The 20296-nt window shown below is 37.7% G+C and carries 19 protein-coding genes and 2 riboswitches; of the genes, 3 read left to right on the forward strand and 16 right to left on the reverse strand.

What is annotated here, in order from left to right; genetic code table 11:
- Nucleotides 1-221: 221 nt before the first annotated feature.
- Complete coding sequence (locus tag FS458_RS10450) at nt 222-647, reverse strand: VOC family protein (protein ID WP_144700324.1); 426 nt, start codon at nt 645-647, stop codon at nt 222-224.
- 165 nt (nt 648-812) lie between these two features.
- A complete protein-coding gene (locus FS458_RS10455; protein ID WP_391503396.1) occupies nt 813-2810 on the reverse strand; it encodes a bifunctional 2',3'-cyclic-nucleotide 2'-phosphodiesterase/3'-nucleotidase in 1998 nt (665 codons plus the stop codon).
- A gap of 203 nt (nt 2811-3013) precedes the next feature.
- Between FS458_RS10455 and FS458_RS10460 the strand changes: the two genes are divergently transcribed.
- A complete protein-coding gene (locus tag FS458_RS10460) occupies nt 3014-3247 on the forward strand; it encodes a hypothetical protein (protein ID WP_144700328.1) in 234 nt (77 codons plus the stop codon).
- On the opposite strand, the gene FS458_RS10465 is transcribed toward FS458_RS10460, so the two are convergent.
- The 6 genes from FS458_RS10465 to FS458_RS10490 all read right to left on the reverse strand — a co-directional run bounded on the left by FS458_RS10465 (nt 3229) and on the right by FS458_RS10490 (nt 10011).
- Nucleotides 3229-4533: a nucleobase:cation symporter-2 family protein gene (locus FS458_RS10465; RefSeq protein ID WP_144700330.1), complete on the reverse strand. Its 1305-nt coding sequence runs from the start codon at nt 4531-4533 to the stop codon at nt 3229-3231. The two genes, FS458_RS10460 and FS458_RS10465, sit on opposite strands and share 19 nt — an antisense overlap.
- Nucleotides 4530-5120, reverse strand: a complete 591-nt coding sequence (locus FS458_RS10470) for a xanthine phosphoribosyltransferase (RefSeq protein ID WP_144700332.1) — start codon at nt 5118-5120, stop codon at nt 4530-4532. The genes FS458_RS10465 and FS458_RS10470 overlap by 4 nt, the downstream gene beginning before the upstream one ends.
- 130 nt (nt 5121-5250) lie before the next feature.
- Nucleotides 5251-5352: riboswitch (purine riboswitch) on the reverse strand.
- 34 nt (nt 5353-5386) lie between these two features.
- Nucleotides 5387-6808: an amino acid permease gene (locus FS458_RS10475; RefSeq protein ID WP_391503407.1), complete on the reverse strand. Its 1422-nt coding sequence runs from the start codon at nt 6806-6808 to the stop codon at nt 5387-5389.
- A gap of 83 nt (nt 6809-6891) precedes the next feature.
- A riboswitch (Lysine riboswitch) is annotated at nt 6892-7070 on the reverse strand.
- An 87-nt stretch (nt 7071-7157) separates the two neighbouring features.
- A complete protein-coding gene (locus tag FS458_RS10480; protein ID WP_144700335.1) occupies nt 7158-7874 on the reverse strand; it encodes a GDSL-type esterase/lipase family protein in 717 nt (238 codons plus the stop codon).
- A 182-nt stretch (nt 7875-8056) separates the two neighbouring features.
- A complete protein-coding gene (locus FS458_RS10485; protein ID WP_144700337.1) occupies nt 8057-8677 on the reverse strand; it encodes a class D sortase in 621 nt (206 codons plus the stop codon).
- Complete coding sequence (locus FS458_RS10490) at nt 8677-10011, reverse strand: processed acidic surface protein (protein ID WP_144700339.1); 1335 nt, start codon at nt 10009-10011, stop codon at nt 8677-8679. Before FS458_RS10490 ends, FS458_RS10485 begins: the two co-directional genes overlap by 1 nt.
- Before the next feature lie 253 nt (nt 10012-10264).
- Between FS458_RS10490 and FS458_RS10495 the strand changes: the two genes are divergently transcribed.
- Nucleotides 10265-10984, forward strand: a complete 720-nt coding sequence (locus FS458_RS10495) for a DsbA family protein (RefSeq protein WP_144700341.1) — start codon at nt 10265-10267, stop codon at nt 10982-10984.
- A gap of 2 nt (nt 10985-10986) precedes the next feature.
- On the forward strand, nt 10987-11394 hold the full coding sequence (locus tag FS458_RS10500) for a disulfide oxidoreductase (RefSeq protein WP_144700343.1): 408 nt from the start codon (nt 10987-10989) through the stop codon (nt 11392-11394).
- Between the two features lie 78 nt (nt 11395-11472).
- Here FS458_RS10500 and FS458_RS10505 read toward each other — a convergent pair whose 3' ends face one another.
- The 8 genes from FS458_RS10505 to FS458_RS10540 all read right to left on the reverse strand — a co-directional run bounded on the left by FS458_RS10505 (nt 11473) and on the right by FS458_RS10540 (nt 20289).
- Complete coding sequence (locus FS458_RS10505; protein WP_144700345.1) at nt 11473-12189, reverse strand: YebC/PmpR family DNA-binding transcriptional regulator; 717 nt, start codon at nt 12187-12189, stop codon at nt 11473-11475.
- Nucleotides 12190-12305: 116 nt separating this feature from the next.
- On the reverse strand, nt 12306-12995 hold the full coding sequence (locus FS458_RS10510; RefSeq protein ID WP_144700347.1) for a response regulator: 690 nt from the start codon (nt 12993-12995) through the stop codon (nt 12306-12308).
- A 12-nt stretch (nt 12996-13007) separates the two neighbouring features.
- On the reverse strand, nt 13008-14579 hold the full coding sequence (locus tag FS458_RS10515) for an ATP-binding protein (protein WP_144700349.1): 1572 nt from the start codon (nt 14577-14579) through the stop codon (nt 13008-13010).
- A 65-nt stretch (nt 14580-14644) separates the two neighbouring features.
- Nucleotides 14645-16171: a tripartite tricarboxylate transporter permease gene (locus FS458_RS10520; protein WP_144700351.1), complete on the reverse strand. Its 1527-nt coding sequence runs from the start codon at nt 16169-16171 to the stop codon at nt 14645-14647.
- A 12-nt stretch (nt 16172-16183) separates the two neighbouring features.
- A complete protein-coding gene (locus FS458_RS10525; RefSeq protein ID WP_144700352.1) occupies nt 16184-16645 on the reverse strand; it encodes a tripartite tricarboxylate transporter TctB family protein in 462 nt (153 codons plus the stop codon).
- 57 nt (nt 16646-16702) lie between these two features.
- Complete coding sequence (locus FS458_RS10530; protein WP_144700354.1) at nt 16703-17719, reverse strand: Bug family tripartite tricarboxylate transporter substrate binding protein; 1017 nt, start codon at nt 17717-17719, stop codon at nt 16703-16705.
- A gap of 168 nt (nt 17720-17887) precedes the next feature.
- Entirely contained in the window at nt 17888-18706 is an 819-nt protein-coding gene (gene speD, locus FS458_RS10535) for an adenosylmethionine decarboxylase (RefSeq protein ID WP_144700356.1), read from the reverse strand.
- Nucleotides 18707-19071: 365 nt separating this feature from the next.
- A complete protein-coding gene (locus FS458_RS10540) occupies nt 19072-20289 on the reverse strand; it encodes an MFS transporter (protein WP_144703494.1) in 1218 nt (405 codons plus the stop codon).
- Nucleotides 20290-20296: the final 7 nt, after the last annotated feature.

Here is a 20296-nt window from a genome sequence, read left to right on the forward strand (position 1 = left end):
TTTGGCTGATTCAAGCTTTACGCCTCCTACAACATAAAATTAAGTGTTTAAACTTATGAACATGTATTAGTGAAATCACTATAATATGTTTATGATAGGTAGTCAATGATTTTGACTTTAATCATTCATTATAATGTTACATTACTAAAATAACCTATAAGAAAGAGAACTAAACAAAAAGACCCTCTCCATGTAAAAGAAAGGGTCTGCTTAATTGTATTTTAGTCTTGCTGAACGGCAGAAATTTGCCACTCGACACCATATTTATCTGTTACTTGGCCATACGATGGGCTCCAGAACGTTTCTTGAAGGGGCATTGTCACTTTTCCCTCTTTAGAAAGTTTCTCAAAAACTTGTTTTGATGAATCTACAGAATCGATATGAATGGCTATGGTAACTTGATTTCCGACTGTATAAGGCATCCCTGGAAAATTATCGGAAAGCATCATTACGGTATCGCCTACTTTAAATTGAGCATTCATTACGCGGGCTTTCGCTTCTTCTGGAAGTGGATGATCAGGATCCTCTGGCATCTCTCCGAATGTTTGAAGTGAAATAAGTTCTGCATTAAATGCATCAACATAAAATTGCACTGCTTCTTTACCGTTACCATCAGTTACTACGTAAGGATTCACTGCTACAATCATTTTTAGCACCTCATCGTCTAATTTTTTCGACCACAGAACGTTTGTTCGTTTTTATTGTATCAGACTTTATTTTTCATTGCTACAATTTTTATATTTCTACTAAAACAGATCTACACCTTCTTTTACATATAAAAAAGAGAACCATTTAGGCTCTCTTCTATCTCATTATTTTAGATCAATACTATAGATTCCAAATCCGTTTGCATCAGTTTTATTTGTATATTGAATCTTACCTGTCTCACTCGTATATTTTTGACCATTCGGTGAAGATAGGAACGTTACGTTAGCGTTACCGCTGATTGGAGCTATGGACCAGTTGTTATCCGCAGTTGGTGTGATCTCTTTCATCTCTGTAATATAATCCATTAAGATCTGACGGTTCTCATCAGCAGAATCAACTACATATTCGCTGCCTTTAACTCCAGGGAAGTTTCCGCCGCCACCCGCTCTATAATTGTTCGTTACTACGATGAAATCTTGGTTAGGATCGACTGCTTTTCCGTCGTAAGTTAGATTCACGATACGGTTGCTATCAGCATTGATCACTGTTCCGTTTTTGTCATATTTAGGAGCTTTTGTTACATCTACCTGATAATTAACGCCGTCGATTACATCGAAGTTATAAACAGGAAAGCCTGAATCTAATAGTTCCTGTGCTTCTGTTTTGTTTGGATCGATCGTCTTAAATTTTCCAGCGGACATTTCAAGCCATTCTTTTACAACTGAACCTTTTACTTTAAGTGCTTTTAACGTGTTGTCATAAAGGTAGAGGTCACCGGCACTGCGAATCGTAAGTGGTCCCTTTTGAATCTCAGTAAATTCACCTACACCGTTTCTTCCTGCTTTAAATGGTGCGCCAACTGATAGGATAGGAAGATCTTTGTACTCTGGCTTGTTTAATGAGATGTATTTTTCTACATACCATTTTTGAGCGTTCGTTACCACTTGAACAGAAGGATCATCTTGAACGAGTGCGAAGAAGCTATGAATATCGTCCGTCGTTGAACCGATTGGTGTGTTTACGTACTTGATTGTTGCATCATGTACATTCTTTACAGTCTTAACTACTTGTTCGTCTGGCTTAACCGCAGCAGCACTTCTTACGGAAGATTGAGAGGAAACCACTTTCCATCTTCCACGATCTTGTTGAAGTGTTAAGTCGATCAGACCGAGCGATCCTCCGCCATAACCTGCTTGTACAGCTGGCACCCCGTTAATTGTACCTTTTGCATTATCAACGCCAGGAAGAACATTACCTTTTGCGTCTTTAAACAATGCATCTAATGATTTCTCATCAGCAGCCGGGAATATCTTATGTGTGTGCGAAAACGTAAGAGCATTAATTCCTTTTACTTTGCTGAGTGCATAAATCACATCTTCTGTGTTCGCTTCACTTCCGTTAAAGCCTGAGTGAGCTTGTGCGATGATAATATCTGCACCTTTTTTCTTCATCTGCGGGATAAACTTTTCTGCACTTTCAATGATATTCTTCGTAATTACTTTCCCATCAAGGTGTGATTTATCCCATTCGTTGATTTGCGGTGGCACGAAACCAATATAGCCGATCTTAAGAAGCTTTGATCTGCCGTACTCATCTCTAACGAACTTCTTTACAATTTTATAGGGAGTGTATTTGTTCACATCATTTTTAGGATTGTTATCATGGTCATCTACGTATACGTTAGCGTTTACAAAAGGAAAATTAGCATCATCGTACGTTTCTGCCAAAAAATCTAGTCCATAATTGAACTCATGGTTTCCTAGTGTTGCCATATCATAATCCATAAGATTCATAGCGGCGATGGCCGGATGAACTTCTCCATCTTTTAGCGGTGCAATCTTTGCTTTGTATGTACCAAGTGGCGTACCTTGGATCAGGTCTCCATTATCAACTAGCACACTGTTTTGACTGTACTTTAAGTCTTCTCGAGCCGTTTTAACAAGTGTAGCAGTCTTTGCTAGACCAACGTTTTCAGATGTTGCATTTTTGTAATAATCAAAGTTTAGTAGGTTTGTATGAATGTCTGTTGTTTCCATGATCCTGAGGTTAACTTTACTTTTGTGTTTTGCTGGTGTTTTAGCGGTGGCTTGGCCTGCTAGAGGTGAACTTAAAAGACTGATAGCTAGAGTAAGTGAAGCTACTTTCTTAACATTTTTATTCACATCAATAACCCCTTTGTTTCATATGATTGAGACTTTTTGGTCCCAAGGAAGATTATAGTCTTCCTTTTCTGATAATACTAGCTTGTTTTTTCAAGATTCTGTGCTTTCTTACACAACATGTATATTTTCATCGTATACATATAGTATAGTAGTTATGTAGTACCCATTAAATTCCATTAAACGAATTGAAAGGAATGAAGAAAATGGCAAAATCAAAAGCAAAGAAAATGAGAGAAAGAATAGTTCGTGAAGGTAAACGAAATCCTACTCATGATCGAAGCGCATTTGCTCATCAAGAGATCTATAATTGGATGACAACAAAGACGACAAAATCGAAAAGAGAAAAACTTAACAACATCAAACATAAGAAGCGGCTATCATCCACTGGTTACAATGAGGATCATAGCCGCTCTTTCATTTATACTGCTTGCTTCTGACTTTGTTGAACGTGAGAAACGATCACTTTTTTAGACTTTGTGTTAAATAGTAGATTCAGTAGAACAGCCATCAAACTTCCAGCTACGATTCCGTTTTCAGTAAGAATTTGAATACTTTCCGGAAGTCTGCTGAACAGTTCAGGTTCTACGGTTACCCCTAAACCCATTCCTACTGAGCAAGCAATGATAAGAAGATTTTCTTGTTTAGCAAGGTTCACTTCACTTAACATTTTGATACCAGATGCAAACACCATTCCAAACATGGCAACCATTGCTCCTCCCATTACAGCTGTTGGGATTAAAGTCGTTAGTGCAGCCACTTTAGGAATTAAGCCAAGGAAAATCAGCATCCCCCCTGCAACATAAATTACCTGCTTTGCTTTTACCCCAGATAACTGAACAAGGCCAACGTTTTGTGAATATGTCGTATAAGGAAAAGCGTTAAAGATTCCACCTAGAATAATGGCAAGACCCTCTCCACGATAACCTTTCGTTAAGTCTTTTGGTGTTAAGTTTCTGTCGCATATCTTTCCTAACGCCATAAATACACCTGTTGACTCAATCAAACTTACGATAGCCACTAAGATCATGGTAATGATCGCACCAAGTTCAAAGGTAGGAACTCCAAAATAAAAAGGCGTTGGCATATGAACCCATGATGCTTCCATTACTGGCGTGAAGTCAACTAAACCTAGGAATACAGAAACTATAGTTCCCGTTATGAGACCGATTAAGATTGAGACAGAACGAATGAAACCTTTAGAAAATCGATATAAAAGTAAGATAAATGCTAACACACCAAAAGAGAGCAATAAGTTTTGTGCTGAACCAAAGTTCTCACTTCCCGCTCCGCCTGCCATGTCTTTGATTGCAACGGGTATTAATGTAATTCCTATAATCGTTACAACAGTTCCTGTCACGATGGGTGGGAAAAGCTTAAGAATTTTTCCAAACGCTCCGGCAAAAATAACAACGAATAAACCTGCTGCAATGATGGAACCGTAAATGGCACTCATTCCATATTGTCCACCTATGGCAATCATCGGTCCTACAGCTGTAAAGGTACAGCCTAGAACAACGGGAAGACCCACTCCGAAAAAGCGATTCTGCCAAACTTGGATAAGTGTAGCTAGTCCACAAGTAAGAAGATCGATAGCTACTAAATAAGATAACTGTTCAGGTGATAATTTCAGTGCACTTCCTACGATCAAAGGTACGATCACTGCTCCTGCATACATAGCAAGAACGTGTTGAATCCCTAAAGAAAATACTTTACCCTTCTTCATGATGACATCACCTCAGATTGGATGAACGATATCCCGTTCGTGTTCATTTCTTTTATTCTTGCGATTGATTCAACGCGATATCCTTTTTCCTCAAGTTTTTCACGACCGACCTGAAATGATTTTTCGATGACGATCCCAATTCCAGCGATCGTAGCATGAGCTTGATCAACGAGGTCCGCTAGACCAAGTGCTGCTTCACCATGCGCTAAAAAGTCATCGATAATTAACACATTGTCACCAGGCTGAATGAATTTCTTAGCAACAGAAATTTCGTTTTGTTCTTGTTTTGTGAAAGAATAAACACCTGATGTTAAAAGACCCTCAGTTAATGTTAATGATTTCTTTTTACGAGCAAAGACAACAGGAACATGTAATTTCAGTCCTGCGAAAACGGCAGGTGCAATACCAGAAGATTCTAACGTAACGATTTTTGTTATTCCTTCATTCTTAAAACGATCGGCAAATTCAGTTCCAATTTGCAGCATGAGATCTGGGTCGATCTGATGGTTCAAAAACGAGTCCACTTTTAAAACGGACGGTGACAATACGATTCCTTCATTACAAATTTTCTTTTCTAAAAAATTCATTTTTCCACCCCATTGTATTAATTTACACAAAAAAACCGGAGAACGCCTTCCCTCTGAACGAGTGAAGCAATTCTCCGGTTAAATGAAATCGGAACACATAAATAGCCCAATACATCTATAGAAAGATGCATGGATAGTTTGCGTCACTCGTAGTCAAACCCTTAACGGGGGTTTGGTAGAAACTTGCAGGCCATATCCCTGCGATTATACGAGCTGTATGAAGTTAACTCACATTATACGTTAAAGGACTGAAAAAGAAAACCACTTTAAGCGACTTTACGATTTTTACTGTTTTTAGGCGTAAATCTATTGAAGACAGGATATACAAGGAAACCTAAGAAAAATAATCCGATTCCTAAAGTGAAAGTCTTCGCATCGGATGTTCCCGAGATGATTACCCAGCTGGAATAGATAAATGCTAATAAGGCAATCACTCCGTCTCTTACGCGTGATCCTTTTATCTCGTTATAAGTTTCTCCACTATAGACAAGCTTTAAAAAGTAAATGGAAGAGATCAAGTACGGAATTAAATATGCGAGCGTTGCTGAAGTAGTTAAGAATGTATAAGCTTCACCAATCGTACCTGATATCGTAGAGAAGATAAAAATTTGAGACATGATGTTGGTTACAGCTAATGCGTTCACTGGACTTCCGTTTTTATTCACTTTAGCAAAGATAGCGGGAAACACACCTGATTTGGCTGCTTGATATGGAACTTCTGAACTTAAGAGAATCCAGCCGATCGTTGAACCGAATAAAGAGATAACAGCTAACAAACCCATTAAGGAAGCCCCCGTATTCCCAATCAGAACGGATAATACATCAACGAATGGTTTGTCTGAACTCATTAGAACTTCTCGTGGAAGAACATTCATCGTAAGTAGTGTTGTAATCATATAAATGCTTAATGCTATAAGCAGACCCACAATCGTTGCTTTTTTTACATCTCGTTGTGAAGAAGCTCTTCCGGATAAAACTACAGCTGATTCAATCCCAACAAAGGCCCATAATGTAGCAATGGCCGCCATATTGATCTGACTTCCAAGACCATGAGAGGTCCCTTCATTGTCTACAATTGGGAAGTATGCATCAGCAAAGATGGTTGACTCTACTGCGAAGAGTGCAGCCACAATAAATAACATAAATCCGATTACCTTAGAAGCAGTTGCAACAAAATTAAGTTTACCTGCTCCGTTCATGCTCTTTATTAGAATAAAATGTGTAAACCACAAAAGAACGGTGCACACTGCAAACGTAATAAACTTACCTAACTGAATATCTTGATTAAGTACTGTTCCAATAACATTTGAACTTCTCATCATTGGGAAAAATGTTGATAAATATCCAGCAAAACTCGTGATGATAGCAACGTTGCTGATCCAATTCGCGACCCAGTATCCCCACACCATGCTAAATCCTGCTACATTACCTGCTTTTGGATTGGAGAACAAAGCTCTAGCATAACTTTGAGGACCTGCTGTTAATTCTGGTTTTCTTATGGCTAGTGACCCAAAAACTAACGCGATCATCAATACGCCAAATCCTGTAACTGCCCATGCCGCTGTAACGCCAATTGGACTAGCTGTTTGAGCTAATGTGTTCGGTAACATGAAGATTCCCGAGCCTACCATGTTTCCAACGACAAATGCAGTTAGCAGCCACACGCTCCAATTATTACTTTTCATGATGTAAGTACCTCCTGTTGATAAAAGCCAATAAAAAAACACGTATGGAAACGCCCATACGTGAATATAATCAGCATCCTCCTAAAATCTCTCATAGCTCAACGCAGAAAGTTCTGCGACAGTTCTGCACTTGTTCAATGCAGCCCCAATAGGTTGTTACGTGGATATCAACCCATTTCGGCATCAATTCCTTTTAAACTGTTGTCAAAAGCACCACTTGCCTCTAACAGTTCTACTCATAATTCATGCGACCTCTACCTCACAGAGATTAATGTGAGGACTTTTATTTAATTAATTTATTGTAACGTTTTGTAGATTAACAGATTGTTCTTTGTGCGTCAATGTTTATCCATTATTTATAATCTGAACTATGCCGGATGGTTTCGTAAACTCTTTTGCCGATTAATGCGTATCCTTTTTCGTTAGGGTGAAGTTTGTCAGAGAAATAATCGCGTTTATTCTTGTCGATGAAGAGGTCATCCGTGCGTATAAAAGCCGTGTTTTTATTTTTCTTTGTCACTTCAATCGTGGATCGATTCCAATTTGATACAGCCTTGTTGACAACAGCCATATCACTCCATTCAGCTTTAGGGTTATAGATCCCTAATATATAGATGGTCTTCGGATTTTCTTTATTTTGTACCTGTTGTATGATCTGGTTCAGGTTCTCCTTATAGATTTCCTCGTTTGCTGCAAGCTCTTCTTTGTTGAATTTCGTTAATAGATCTGTGCTCTTCAGAAAATCATTCGTTCCAATATTGATGAAAATCACATCAGAACTTTCAGCTGTCTTTGCTATCTCAGGATTTTCCAACCGCTTACGTAAGTCTGTGCTTGTATCATTCGGAACTCCAAAGTCATGTACAACAAGATGTTTGTTTAAATCCTCTTCATACCGATCTTCAACATCTCCTATATACCCATTATCTTTTGTATCACCTAATCCGTATGCGAGTGAATCTCCAAGAGCAGTAACTTCCATTTCTTTGGAATTAAAGGAGTAAACTCCAAAAACAACGCCTAACACAATGATGATACACGCTGCTATTATCAATGATATTTTCTTCATGTTCTACCTCCGACTTTCTAGTTGTTTATTCTAAGTATGTATCAGGGGGAAATTCTTTAGACCCTTAAGCATTATTGGTATTCATACCTGTTTTGGTTAGCTTTTAAACAAAAGATGGTTACACATGTTGAAAATCTGGTCAAAAAAAAGACAACAGAAATAGCTCATGTTGTCTAAGTAGATTATGTTAATTTTTGTGATATCAAGTCAGCTACAAGAATATAACGCTCAGGTGATGCACCTATAAAATCAAATGGATAACATGTGGATACAGTTAATGTTGCTCTCGGTTTAGGTACGATGACGGTCCTGTCATCTTTATCAACAATGCGCACATGTTTAATTCTATAAGTAAAGGTACCTGCTGACGTTTCTACGATCAACTTGTCACCCTTTCCTACTTCACCTAACTTGCGGAAAACAGTATCTCGATGTCCTGAAAGAACCGAATTATCCTGTTCTCCTGGTAAGACACTTTTTTCAAAATGACCTACACCCCTTTCTAACTCCTCTTCATCCGTTCCATGAAAAATAGGGAGTGTAGCATTTAATTTTGGTATAAGCAATTTCCCGATATTCTCACCTTTATTTGGTCTTTTCGAATAAAGGGATTCTTGATTTAAGTTTTCTTGCTGTCTTGAGGGTTTTTCCACACTCTTTACAATCTTTGTCTGACCAGTCTGAAAGAGCAAATACCCTTTTATAAATGTATAAGCATTTGTTGTACTAAACCAAACACCGAGTAAAATTAAAACAAAAGAAAAGATCAGAAGTATCTTACGAATGCTACCTCTACTTCTCATTAGATTCCTTTGACGCGAAATCTTCTAAATAGGTATATGCCTGCCGCTAAAACAACTAATCCATATAAGGAGTACTCTAAATGGTTTGTAGCGGTTTTAGGAAGTTTTCCGCCTTTCACTGTTTTTACAGGTGGACTCGATTTCGTCGGTGCTGCAGAAACAATCTTTTCAACTTCTTGAATATCTTTTCCTGTTTCTTGTATCAGTTCAGATCCAAACATTTCGGCTGTAATGCGGATATCTGCTAATAGTTTTCCATTCAAATTGTATACTTCCATGATAAGATCATTTCCATTTGTCGTTTCCATCTTCATTAATGCATCCATTGAAACAGGTTGTTTTTGTCCATCAACAACTAGATAATACTTTGTCTCAAGTTGTAATAGTTGTTTCATCTCAGAAAAGATGGAAAGAAGTTCAGCAACTTGTTCGGAAGTAAGTTCGTCTGCTGTTTCAAAATCTTCAAACGCCATCATTCTTTCCGCAAGAGTCATCATCTGATCAAGGAACGCTGGATCCTCCCAATTCAGAGTCTCCATATGAGCCAATAGATTTTCTATTTCTGTTTCTGTTAAATCAATCTCTGTAAATAGATCCTCGATATCATCACCCATATAGTCATCGCCATTTATATAAAAATCAACGGCTCCTTCAAGATCTTCAATGTATTCATAGTTTTCTCTCGAATCATCATTTTCTTTTAATAAAGCATCCAGTTCCGCAAGGGAAGCTAGGTTGTAATCTTTTAATAGCTGTTGAAGGTTTTCATCATTAATTAGAGTTCCTTCCCAGTCATCTCCATTAATATAATAATCAACCGACCATTCCAGGTGTTCGATATATTCATAGTTTTCACGTGAATCATCGTTTTCTTTTAATAAAGCATCCAGTTCTTCAATGGATTTTAAATCATAATCACTTAATAATTTTTGAAGGTTTTTATCGTCTATAGGTGTGCCGATCATAAAATCAACTTCGTCGAACAATTCCTCTTCAAAAATAATGTAAGTTCCATCAAGAACATCTTGTCCTTCCTCAATAGATCCATATTCCACAAGAAGTTCATTAAGTCTATCGCGGCTGATATCAAACTCTTTTAACACAGATTGAACACCTCTTTCTGATAGAGGCGTACCAAGTTCATCTACCGATTCAAAATCTCTTAGTGTCCAATCTTTGCTGTTTAAATAAGCAACAAAATCCTTGGAATTCCACCCAATCTCTTGTAAGAACGCTTTATACTCTTTGTCGTTTGCATTAATCGCAAACGCTGACAATGGCAAAATGCCGAGGCTAATTGTGATAGCCAATAAGAAAGTTACAACCTTTTTCATCCCTGACCCCCAGAAAACTTGTTTAATATAATTTCTAGAAAATTATACTGCCAAAATCTTCTTTTGCATACAAGTTTTTTTATTTAATAGGGGAATCTAGTGTTATCTATTTTTTCAATTATAAATTCCTTAATATTGTTAGTGTTTCCAACTAAAATAGAATGTTCATGATTTCTTCATTGTAAATACCGTCAACTTTGTTTACGATAAAAGTAACTTCTTTTTATTTAGTAAAAATTCTACGAGGTGAACAATGGGTAAACAAAAAAAGAATAAGGCTTATGTAAACAGCTCAAAGAAAAAGAACAACTCTTCTCCTGTTTGGCTTTTTTGGACGATTGGTATTCTGACTCTTGGATTGATTGTTTTTCTGTTCAGCGGTGCACTTGATAATAATGATACGTCCACAGCAGAAATTTCCTATGAAAACCAGCCTTACTTAGGTGAGAAAGATGCCGCTGTTAATATTATTGAGTTTGGAGATTACAAGTGTCCTGCATGTAAGAACTTTAATGAGTCATTCTTCCCGCTTATTGACAAAGAACTGATTCAAACAGGTAAGGTGAAATTCTATTTCTTAAACTATCCGTTTATTAATGTAGATTCAGAACGATCTGCTATTTTTGGAGAAACCGTCTATAAAGAGTTAGGAAATGAAACGTTTTGGGAGTTTCATAAAACGCTATACGAAAAGCAGCCCGACGATCAAAGTCTAGAACGACAAGATATTTTTACCGAGAAATTCTTAACAGAAACACTTGGTGAAGTGACTTCAGATGAAGATGTTAAGAAAGTAACCGAAACATGGAAGAACAAGGATAATGAAAAAGCATTAAAAACAGATGAAACACTTGTAAGTGAACTTGGTGTAACTAGCACACCTACATTGTTTGTTAATGGTAAAAAGTTTGAAGGTACATCTTTAGAAGATTTAAAGGAAATGGTTGATGATGCTGCGAAGGAGAGTAAGTAAAGGTGGGTAATAAACCTTTGTTGATCGCTTGGATAACATCAATCGTTTCCTTGGTAGGAAGTCTATTTTTTAGTGAAGTCATGAAGTTCGTGCCATGTAATTTTTGCTGGTATCAAAGGATATTGATGTATCCGTTAGTAATTGTGCTAGGTGTTGCTTTTTATCAACAAGATCATAAAGTCACACGATATGTCCTTCCTCTATCCTTTCTGGGCATCATCGTTTCTGGCTATCATTATGCTCTTCAAAAAATACCTGCATTAAAGGCTTTTGAGGTATGTACATCAGGTGTTCCATGTTCAGGTCAGTATATCAACTGGCTAGGATTCATTACGATTCCACTTCTTGCGTTCGTTGGATTTATGATTATTACGATCTGTATGTTATGGATGAGAAAGCAATCGAATTAATCGGTTGCTTTTTCTTTTGCTCTGACTATAAAAAAGAGCCTGTCCAATAAAAAGGACCGGCCCATCACTTGAATAGAATTATTTTAGATCTACGTTATGATACACTTGCTGCACGTCTTCTAAATCTTCTAAAGCATCGATTAATTTCTCAAACTGAACCTGTGATTCTTCAGTGAGTTCCACATCGTTTTGTGCAAGCATCGTAAGTTCTGCAACAGAAAACTCTGTAATCTCTGCATTCTTAAACGCTTCTTGTACAGCATGAAACTGATCAGGTTCAGCGTATACGATAACAGATTCATCTTCTTCGATTACATCACGAACATCTAGATCTGCTTCCATCAACAATTCCAATACATCATCAGCTGACTTTCCTTCTAAACCAATTACAGCGGTTGCATCGAACATGTATGATACTGCACCAGAAACACCCATGTTCCCATTATTTTTATTAAAAGCAGAACGAACTTCCGCTACTGTACGATTTACATTATTCGTTAAGGTATCCACAATAATCATCGATCCGTTCGGACCAAAACCTTCATAACGAAGCTCGTCGTAGTTCTCGTCTGAACCGCCTTTTGCTTTTTCAATCGCACGGTCGATGATGTTCTTAGGTACGCTATATGTTTTTGCTCGTTCTAAAACAACTTTTAATGACTGATTAGATTCCGGATCAGGCTCACCCTGTTTTGCAGCCACATAGATCTCACGACCAAACTTAGCGTAAATTCGGCTAGTATTTGCGTCTTTTGATGCCTTTTTCTCTTTAATATTATTCCATTTACGTCCCATATTGCTCACTCTCTTTCAACTATAAATCTATGTAGAACATTATACATCAACTTAACTAATATTTAGTAGTATAAGAATTAAAACGAAAAGCAACCCGGTAAACAGGCCGCTTTTATCTATTGTCCATATTTGTAGATTCTCTCTGGTCTGCCTACACCTCCATAAGTGATGTCTGCTTTTGCTTTTTGTTCTGAAACGAGATATTCCAGGTATCGCCTTGCTGTTGTTCGGCTAACTCCGGTACGCTGTCCGAGGTCTTCTGCAGTAAAGCCTTTTTTGTGCTGCATCAATATGGTCAATAACTTTTCTAGTGTAATAGGATCTATCCCTTTTGGAAGTAAGAATGGTTCAATCTCAGCCTTTTCACGTTTTAACAAAGAATCGATTATGTTTTGATTGATTTCTTTATCCGCTGACAGTTGTGTGATAGATTGCTTATAATCGTTAAATTGCAATAAAGTATCTTTAAACCGCTGAAAGATTACGGGCTTTACTATATAATCAAAAATACCATCCTCTAGAGCGTGTTTTAAGGTTTTCACCTCGGTTGCAGCTGTTACCATGATGACTTCCATTCCCCGAAATTCACTTCGAATCCACCTTAGCAGGTCGAGTCCATTCATATCTGGAAAATATATATCTAAGATAACTAAATCAGGTTTTAATATGGAAATCTGTTCTTTTGCTTCTTCCTCGTTTAATGCAATGCCACATACAGAAAAGCCTTCTACTTTTTCAACAAATTTTCGGTTGATCTCAGCAATACGAATGTCGTCTTCTACGATAAAAACTTCCCATGAGCTCATGATGTCTATCCTCTATTCTTTCGGGATTATAACAGTGAAAAGCGTTGTGTCTGCTTTTGTTCTCTCATAAAATATTTGACCGTTTAATACTTCTACAGCTTGTTTGATCAGAAATAAACCGTATCCACGATCTTGTCCTTTTGTAGAGAATCCCTTTTTATATAACATATTAGCGATATTTTCAGGAATTCCTCCTCCATTATCTTCAACTTCAATGATCAGCTGTTCTCCAAAATCAGAAAGACTGATTTTTACTATTGGGTCATGCGCTCTCGACTCCATTACTGCATCCATTGCATTGTCTACTAAATTTCCAATAATGGTAACAAGTAATTGTCTGTCCATCGAGTCAGGTATATCTTTTAAATGACTGGCAGAATCAATTGCAAAGGCAACTCTCAGTTCGTTCGAACGATTAAACTTACCGATTAACAAACCGCCTATATAAGGATCAGAAATATGATCCATGATAAATTGTGTAAAGTATTGATGAACATTTGACTCTTTCGTAATAATGTCTTGTGCCTCTTGATAAGAACCTAACTGAATCAGACCTGAAATTAAATACAGTTTATTTGAGAATTCATGAGTTTGAGCTCTTAAGCCCTCACTATAGCTTTTAACTTGGGCGAGTTCCTCATTTAATCGATAAAGCTCATCTCTGTTTCTAAATGTTGCGACAGCACCTATTACTTGGTCATGATTATCTAATATAGGAATTCGATTTGCGATAACTTTCGTGTTTCCGAGTTTCATCTGTTCGTCAAATTCATTTTGACCAGAAGCAATGACATCAAGTAATCTTGTATTCGGAATGGCTCTTAACACATTTTTCCCGATTAAATTTTCACTTCCAGTTTCAAGCATCTGAAGAGCAGTATGATTTGCGAGTGTTATTTCACCTTCCCGATTAACAGCGATCACCCCTTCTCTAATCGCTTCTAAGATCGCGCTTTTTTCTTTGTATAACAATCCGATCTCTTTTGGTTCTAATCCATGGGTGGCTCTTTTTACTCCTTTTGCAATCATTACAGAACCGAGTGTTCCTAGCAGCAAAGTAATGGTACCTATAATGATAATCTTTAATTTATACGGCCAAATATCCTCTTTGATCTGATCGGTAAGAAAACCCACTGAAACTAATCCAATGATTTCGCCATCATTATTTCTAATAGGTGATTTTCCTCGCACTGCTGGACCAAGAGAACCTGTTGCTTCAGTTATACTCGGTTCACCTGATAAGGCTTTTTGGTTGTCACCACCTACCATTTTCTTTCCAATTCGTTCTTTAATGGGGTGTGAATAACGAACACCTTCTTTGTTTCCAACTACGATGTAATGAGCTCCCGTTTTCTTTCTAACCTTTTCTGCATAAGGCTGAATCGATTTTGAGGGATCATCACTTTCAAACGCATCAATAACAAGCGGGTTGTTACTTACCGCATAAGAAACACTTAGTGCCCTTTCCCCAATTTGACTCTTCATCGTGTCTTCGAACATATTTTGAAAGATAACCGCTAATGTGGCAATAACTATAAAGATTAGGGAACAGCTGATGAGAATTAATTTTGTTTGCAGTTTCATAGTTTCCCTCCGTAAAAATAGAAAAGACTTTCTCAGAATAGAAAGTCTTCTCTACCTCTCTTCTTTTATCCTTCAACGTTTACAACAACATTTTTTCCTTTTAACCGCAGAATAAAAGGTATGAGAATCCATAGAACGGCGCAAATCAGGAAAAATGCAGATATAGGTTGTTGAACAAATACCAAAAAATCACCATTTGATGTTGTTAAAGCACGTCTCATGTTGTTTTCAATCATTGGCCCTAAAACTAAGCCGAGTACGAGAGGAGCAATAGGATAATCATTCTGTGCTAATAAATATCCAGCAAGTCCAAAGCCGATCAATAAAAACAGATCGAACGTGGTTACTTGTACAGCGTAAACACCAAAGACAGAGATAGCAATAATAATAGGCAGCAAGTATTTAGCTGGTGTTTCAATAATTTTTGCAAAAACCTTAACAAGCGGCATGTTAAGGATAAGAAGCATCAAGTTTCCGATAAACATTGAAGCGATTAGCCCCCATGCCACGTCTGGGTGATCACTAAACAATAAAGGACCTGGCTGAACGTTATACATAATAAGAGCTCCCATAAGAATCGCTGTCGTTCCAGATCCCGGAATTCCGAGTGTTAATAATGGAATCATTGCTCCTCCTGAAGCTGCGTTGTTTGCTGACTCAGGAGCCGCAACTCCGGCAATCGCACCTTTTCCAAACTTTTCAGGATTTTTACTTATCTTCTTCTCAGCGATATATGAAAAGAAAGAAGCGAGTGTTGCGCCTGCGCCTGGTAAGACACCAATAAAGAATCCTAAAAAAGAACCTCGGGCAATGGGTCCGGCACTTTCTTTAAGGTCTGCTCTAGAAGGGATGACTCTCCCAACTTTCGCAACCTTTTCCGCGTCTTCTTCTTTATGCAGAACCGTCTTAAACACCTCACCTAATGCAAACAGACCGACAGCAACCGTTAAAAATTCAAGTCCGCCAAACAGAACAGGAATATCATAGGTGAATCGAGCAACGCCAGAAACAGCATCGATTCCGATCGTGGCGATCAAAAGTCCGGTTACGGTCATCATCCATGCCTTCGTGATTGATCCTCCCGCCAAGCCACTAACTGCGGCAAGGCCTAACAGCATTAAAGAGAAATATTCTGCAGGTCCAAATTTCAACGCAATCTCTGATAGTGGATCTGCTAATAATACCAATCCGATGATGGAAACAATTCCGGCAAAGAAAGAACCGATTGCTGCGATCGATAATGCAGCACCTGCTCTGCCTTGCCGAGCCATTTGATAACCATCAAGTGTTGTAACAACAGATGAAGATTCACCAGGTGTGTTTAATAGAATGGATGTAGTAGATCCACCATACATAGCTCCATAGTACACACCCGCTAAAAGAATGATAGAACTTGTAGCTGCTGCAGAAGGATCCATTCCGCTAGTAAAAGTAGCTGTTACAGGAATTAAGAGTGCAACACCACTCATCGGTCCAATACCAGGTAAAACGCCTACTGCCGTTCCAATTAATACTCCGATAAAAGCAAAGAATAGATTATGTGGCTGTATCGCTGTTTGAAATCCTTGCATCAAAAAATCCATAACTCCCATTCTAAAATCCTCCTAACTAAACCAAATTGGCATTCCAGGCAAAGAACCTTCCAACACAACAACGAATAAGTAATAGACAAAGAATGAGAATGCCAAAGCAATGATTCCATTCTTTATCCAACTTCCTCTTTCCATAGCTTGAAAAGAAACATACAAAAATAAGAAAGTACTTAAAATATAACCTAGTGTTTCGATGAAACCTGCGTACAGAAGGCTTGCAGTTAAGATAATGATAAACCTTTTAATCTGTAAGCTTTCTTTGTTCTTTTTTTCTTTTTGTATATTTTTAAACGATTCAAGAAAGAGTTTAACGCTAAGTAATATAAGAATAAGTCCTAAGAGAAAGGGAAAAACGTTAGGTCCGACTTCACTTCCATAAGCACTTTCCGAAATGTTGCGGCTTTCTATTAAAAAAGCTGCTCCAAGTAAAGCAAATAAGATGCTTGCATAACGATCAAATTTTCTTGTTTGCAAAGTACTTCCCTCCTTTTTTGAAAAAAGGAGAAGTAAAAATACTTCTCCATGTCATATCTATTTGTTCATTCCTAGTGATTTCAACAAGTCTTCTACTTGTTTTTCTTGATCTTTTAAGAAGGTTTCAAATTCTTTACCATCTTTAAATTCCGCTTCCCAACCGTTCCGCTCTAGCTCGTCCTGCCACTCTTTACTTTCATTTAATTTCTTTAATGTTTTATCCCAATATGCCACTGCACTATCAGACATCTCTTTCGGTCCGAAGACACCTCTCCAAATCGTGAAGTCTGCATCGATTCCAGCTTCCTTAAATGTCGGAACATCTGCCAGGTCACCTTTTAATCGTTCCGTTGAAGAAATACCAAGCACTTTCACTTTCCCAGCTTTTAAATATTCACCTACCGCAGAAGCATCGGTTGCGATATAATCTGCATTGCCTCCCAATAGGGCTGCAATTGCTTCACCACCGCCATCGTATGAAACATACTTGACTGTTTTAGGATCAATGTCAGATTTGTAAGCAGGTAGAACAGCTACTAGATGGTCCATGGATCCTGGTGCGGATCCTCCAGCTGCTGTGACAGACTTTGGATCTTTTTTAACAGCTTCCATCAATTCTTTTAGATTGTTGTATTTTGAATCTTCTTTTACAACGATTGCTCCAAAGTCTTTAGTTAATTGTGCAAGCGGTGTTGTATCCTTAAAGCCGTACGGACTATTTCCTTCTTTTTTTAAGTTATTGATCAAGATCGGCGGAGAGTTTACATAGAGTTTGTAATCATCTTTCTTATGCTGTGTCGCAAATTCTGCAAGATAGGCAGCTCCACCTCCTCCAGGTTTGTTTTCAACAGTCATCGTTTGGTCAACTGTTTTCGTTTCACCTAAAATTTTGGTCAACGAACGTGCAGTAAGATCCCAACCACCTCCAGCACCCGATGGAGCAACTACAGTTAATGGTTTTTTCGGATAATCAGATTCTCCTGCATTTGAACCTGAGCCTCCGGAACTACAAGCTGTAAGTGAAGAAAGTATGACGCCTGCTACAAGCCATTTTTTCCATTTCTTCGTTTTCATTATTCAAATCCCCCTCTTTAATGATAGCGCTTTCATTTGCTTTTCATTATCCTACCATTCACAATTTTAAATGGAAGTTTAACCGCATAAAATGCATTTTGTTCATATTGTTCACGCAAAAAAAAAGACCACTAAAAGTATCTTAGTGATCCGTTCATCTATAAGGTATTAACGTCTAGAAGAATTAATATTTCTTCCGTAAAAAATCTCGTCCATTTCTGCATTTATCAACCCTGTGATGTGTTCTTGAGTTTCACTATCAATTTCATCCTTGGTATAACCGAAAAGATAGTTATTCAGTTCAAAATTCTTTAATTTGCACTTCGTATGAAAAATATTCTCCTGATAAATATTTGTATCTATCATTGTATACGCCTTTTTAATATCTGAAGAAAGATAGTTTTGTATTGAATTGATGTCATGATCAATAAACAGCTTGTGACCTTTTATATCTCGTGTAAATCCTCTAACCCGATAATCCATCGTCACAATATCCATATCAAATGAGTTAATCAGATGGTTAAGTGCTTTTAGCGGTGAAATTTCTCCACAAGTAGAAACATCGATATCAGCTCTAAACGTACTGATTCCTTCTTCAGGATGAAACTCAGGATATGTATGAACGGTTAAGTGACTTTTATCAAGCTGCATCACAACAGACTCTGGCATTGCTGTAGAATTTTCATCAAATGTATCAGTTGGTACTTCAACAATAGGACCTTCCGAGACAAGTACAGTAACACTGGCTCCTTGAGGCACATAATCTTGTTTGGCTATATTTAGCACATGAGCTCCAATCGTATCGGAAACAGTTTGCAAAATATTCGTTAGCCTTTCCGCGTTGTATTGTTCATCAATATACTCAAGATAAGCTTCCCGCTCTTCTCTCGTTTTCGTATAACAAACGTCATACAGATTAAAGCTAAGCGATTTAGTAAGATTATTGAACCCATGTAATGTTATACGTTGATCTGGTGAGATAGACATATGTTAGATTCCCCTTATGTTTAGACATTCAATATTCATTTCAACGATGGAAATATATCTATAATACCCATTTAAACGACTTAAAAAACGGTTTGAGATTGAAATGGCATCAACAGCACTTTAAGATGGTTTGTTTCTGGCTGTAAATTAAGTATTTAATTAGTGAATCCAAAAGTTTTGACACTCAATCCACAAGTTTCGGGTGTGAATCCAAAAGTTTCTTACATCAATCCACGAGTTTTTGCTGTTTATCCGCGAGTTTACATTCCTCGACACTTATCGACACACGCGATTCAGCTTGAACTAACACGAAACATAAAAAAAGATCCTCAAAAGCTTAGGATAGCTTTTGAGGATCTTTACATTTAGGCTTTCTCGACTTCTGTCACTGGAACAACCTTTTGGCGAATAAGTGGTAGCATCGTTAATATACCAATTGCAAATAGAAGTGCTGCCCCTTCAAACATCAATACAAGTGAAAATGTTTCTTTTAGCCAACCGGTAATAGACATCGTGAGAACCATCGCACCCATAAATAATGGATTTAATATTCCGTTCACACGGCCGATGAATTTAGCCTCTGTATTTTGGAGAATAAGTGTATTGATACCAATATGAACGCATGGCATGAATAGACCACTTATGAACTCGGCAGATAAGGTTAACCAGAAATGTTCGGAGAATCCCATAATCATAAATCCAATCGCACTTGCTCCCATTCCTAGAGCCAATAATAACTGTGGCTTTACTTTGCTCGCGATACCGATGGTTAAACCTCCACCTAGTATCATTCCAGTACCGAAAGCGGCCATGAGCCATTGAAGTTCCTCTTTTGGAAGACCAAGTTGCTCTGTAACTAAGAAAACGGTTAACGGCTGTGTTAAGCCTAGAGCTAATCCGGCTACGGCGAAACATGCACCTAGTAAAGTTAAAGAACGTCTGTTGAGCACATAGCTGAAACCTTCTTTCATCTCTAACCAAATGGATGGTTTCTCTTCCGTTTTTTCTACTTCTTCATCAGGAGGAAGTAATAGAAGAATTACGGCAGACAATACGAACGCGATTCCCATGATTGCAATCGCAGCTGTAATTCCAAATTGCTGGTATACGTAAGTACCTAGAATTGGTCCTAGAATCATAAATACAGCAAAAAGTGTTTGATACATTGACATCCCTAACTGAACCATCTCCTCAGGTACATGTATCTTAAATAACTTCATACCTGATGGCTGAGAAAATTGAGACAAAATCGATGAAACGAGTGTTGCAAAGAATATGACTTTCCAGCTTCCAAAAAGCAACGTTAATAATACGACAAAGATAGATACAGCGCTTAATAGATCACACCAAATCATCGTCTTTTTGGGTTTCCATCTATCAGCGAATGTTCCTCCAATGAAAGAAAACAAAAAGATTGGAGCGAATTCTGCTACAGATATTAAAGATACCGCGATTGGATTTTCGTTCGTTTTTTCTATCACGTACAATAGAATCGAATAGTTACGAACCCATATCCCTATCTGTAAAAAGAGTACCGAAAAAAGAATGGTACGAATTACTTTGTTTTGAAAAAGCATACCCATTGTGATC

It is taken from the genome of Fictibacillus phosphorivorans, from assembly GCF_007673525.1.
GTDB lineage: Bacteria > Bacillota > Bacilli > Bacillales > Fictibacillaceae > Fictibacillus > Fictibacillus phosphorivorans_C.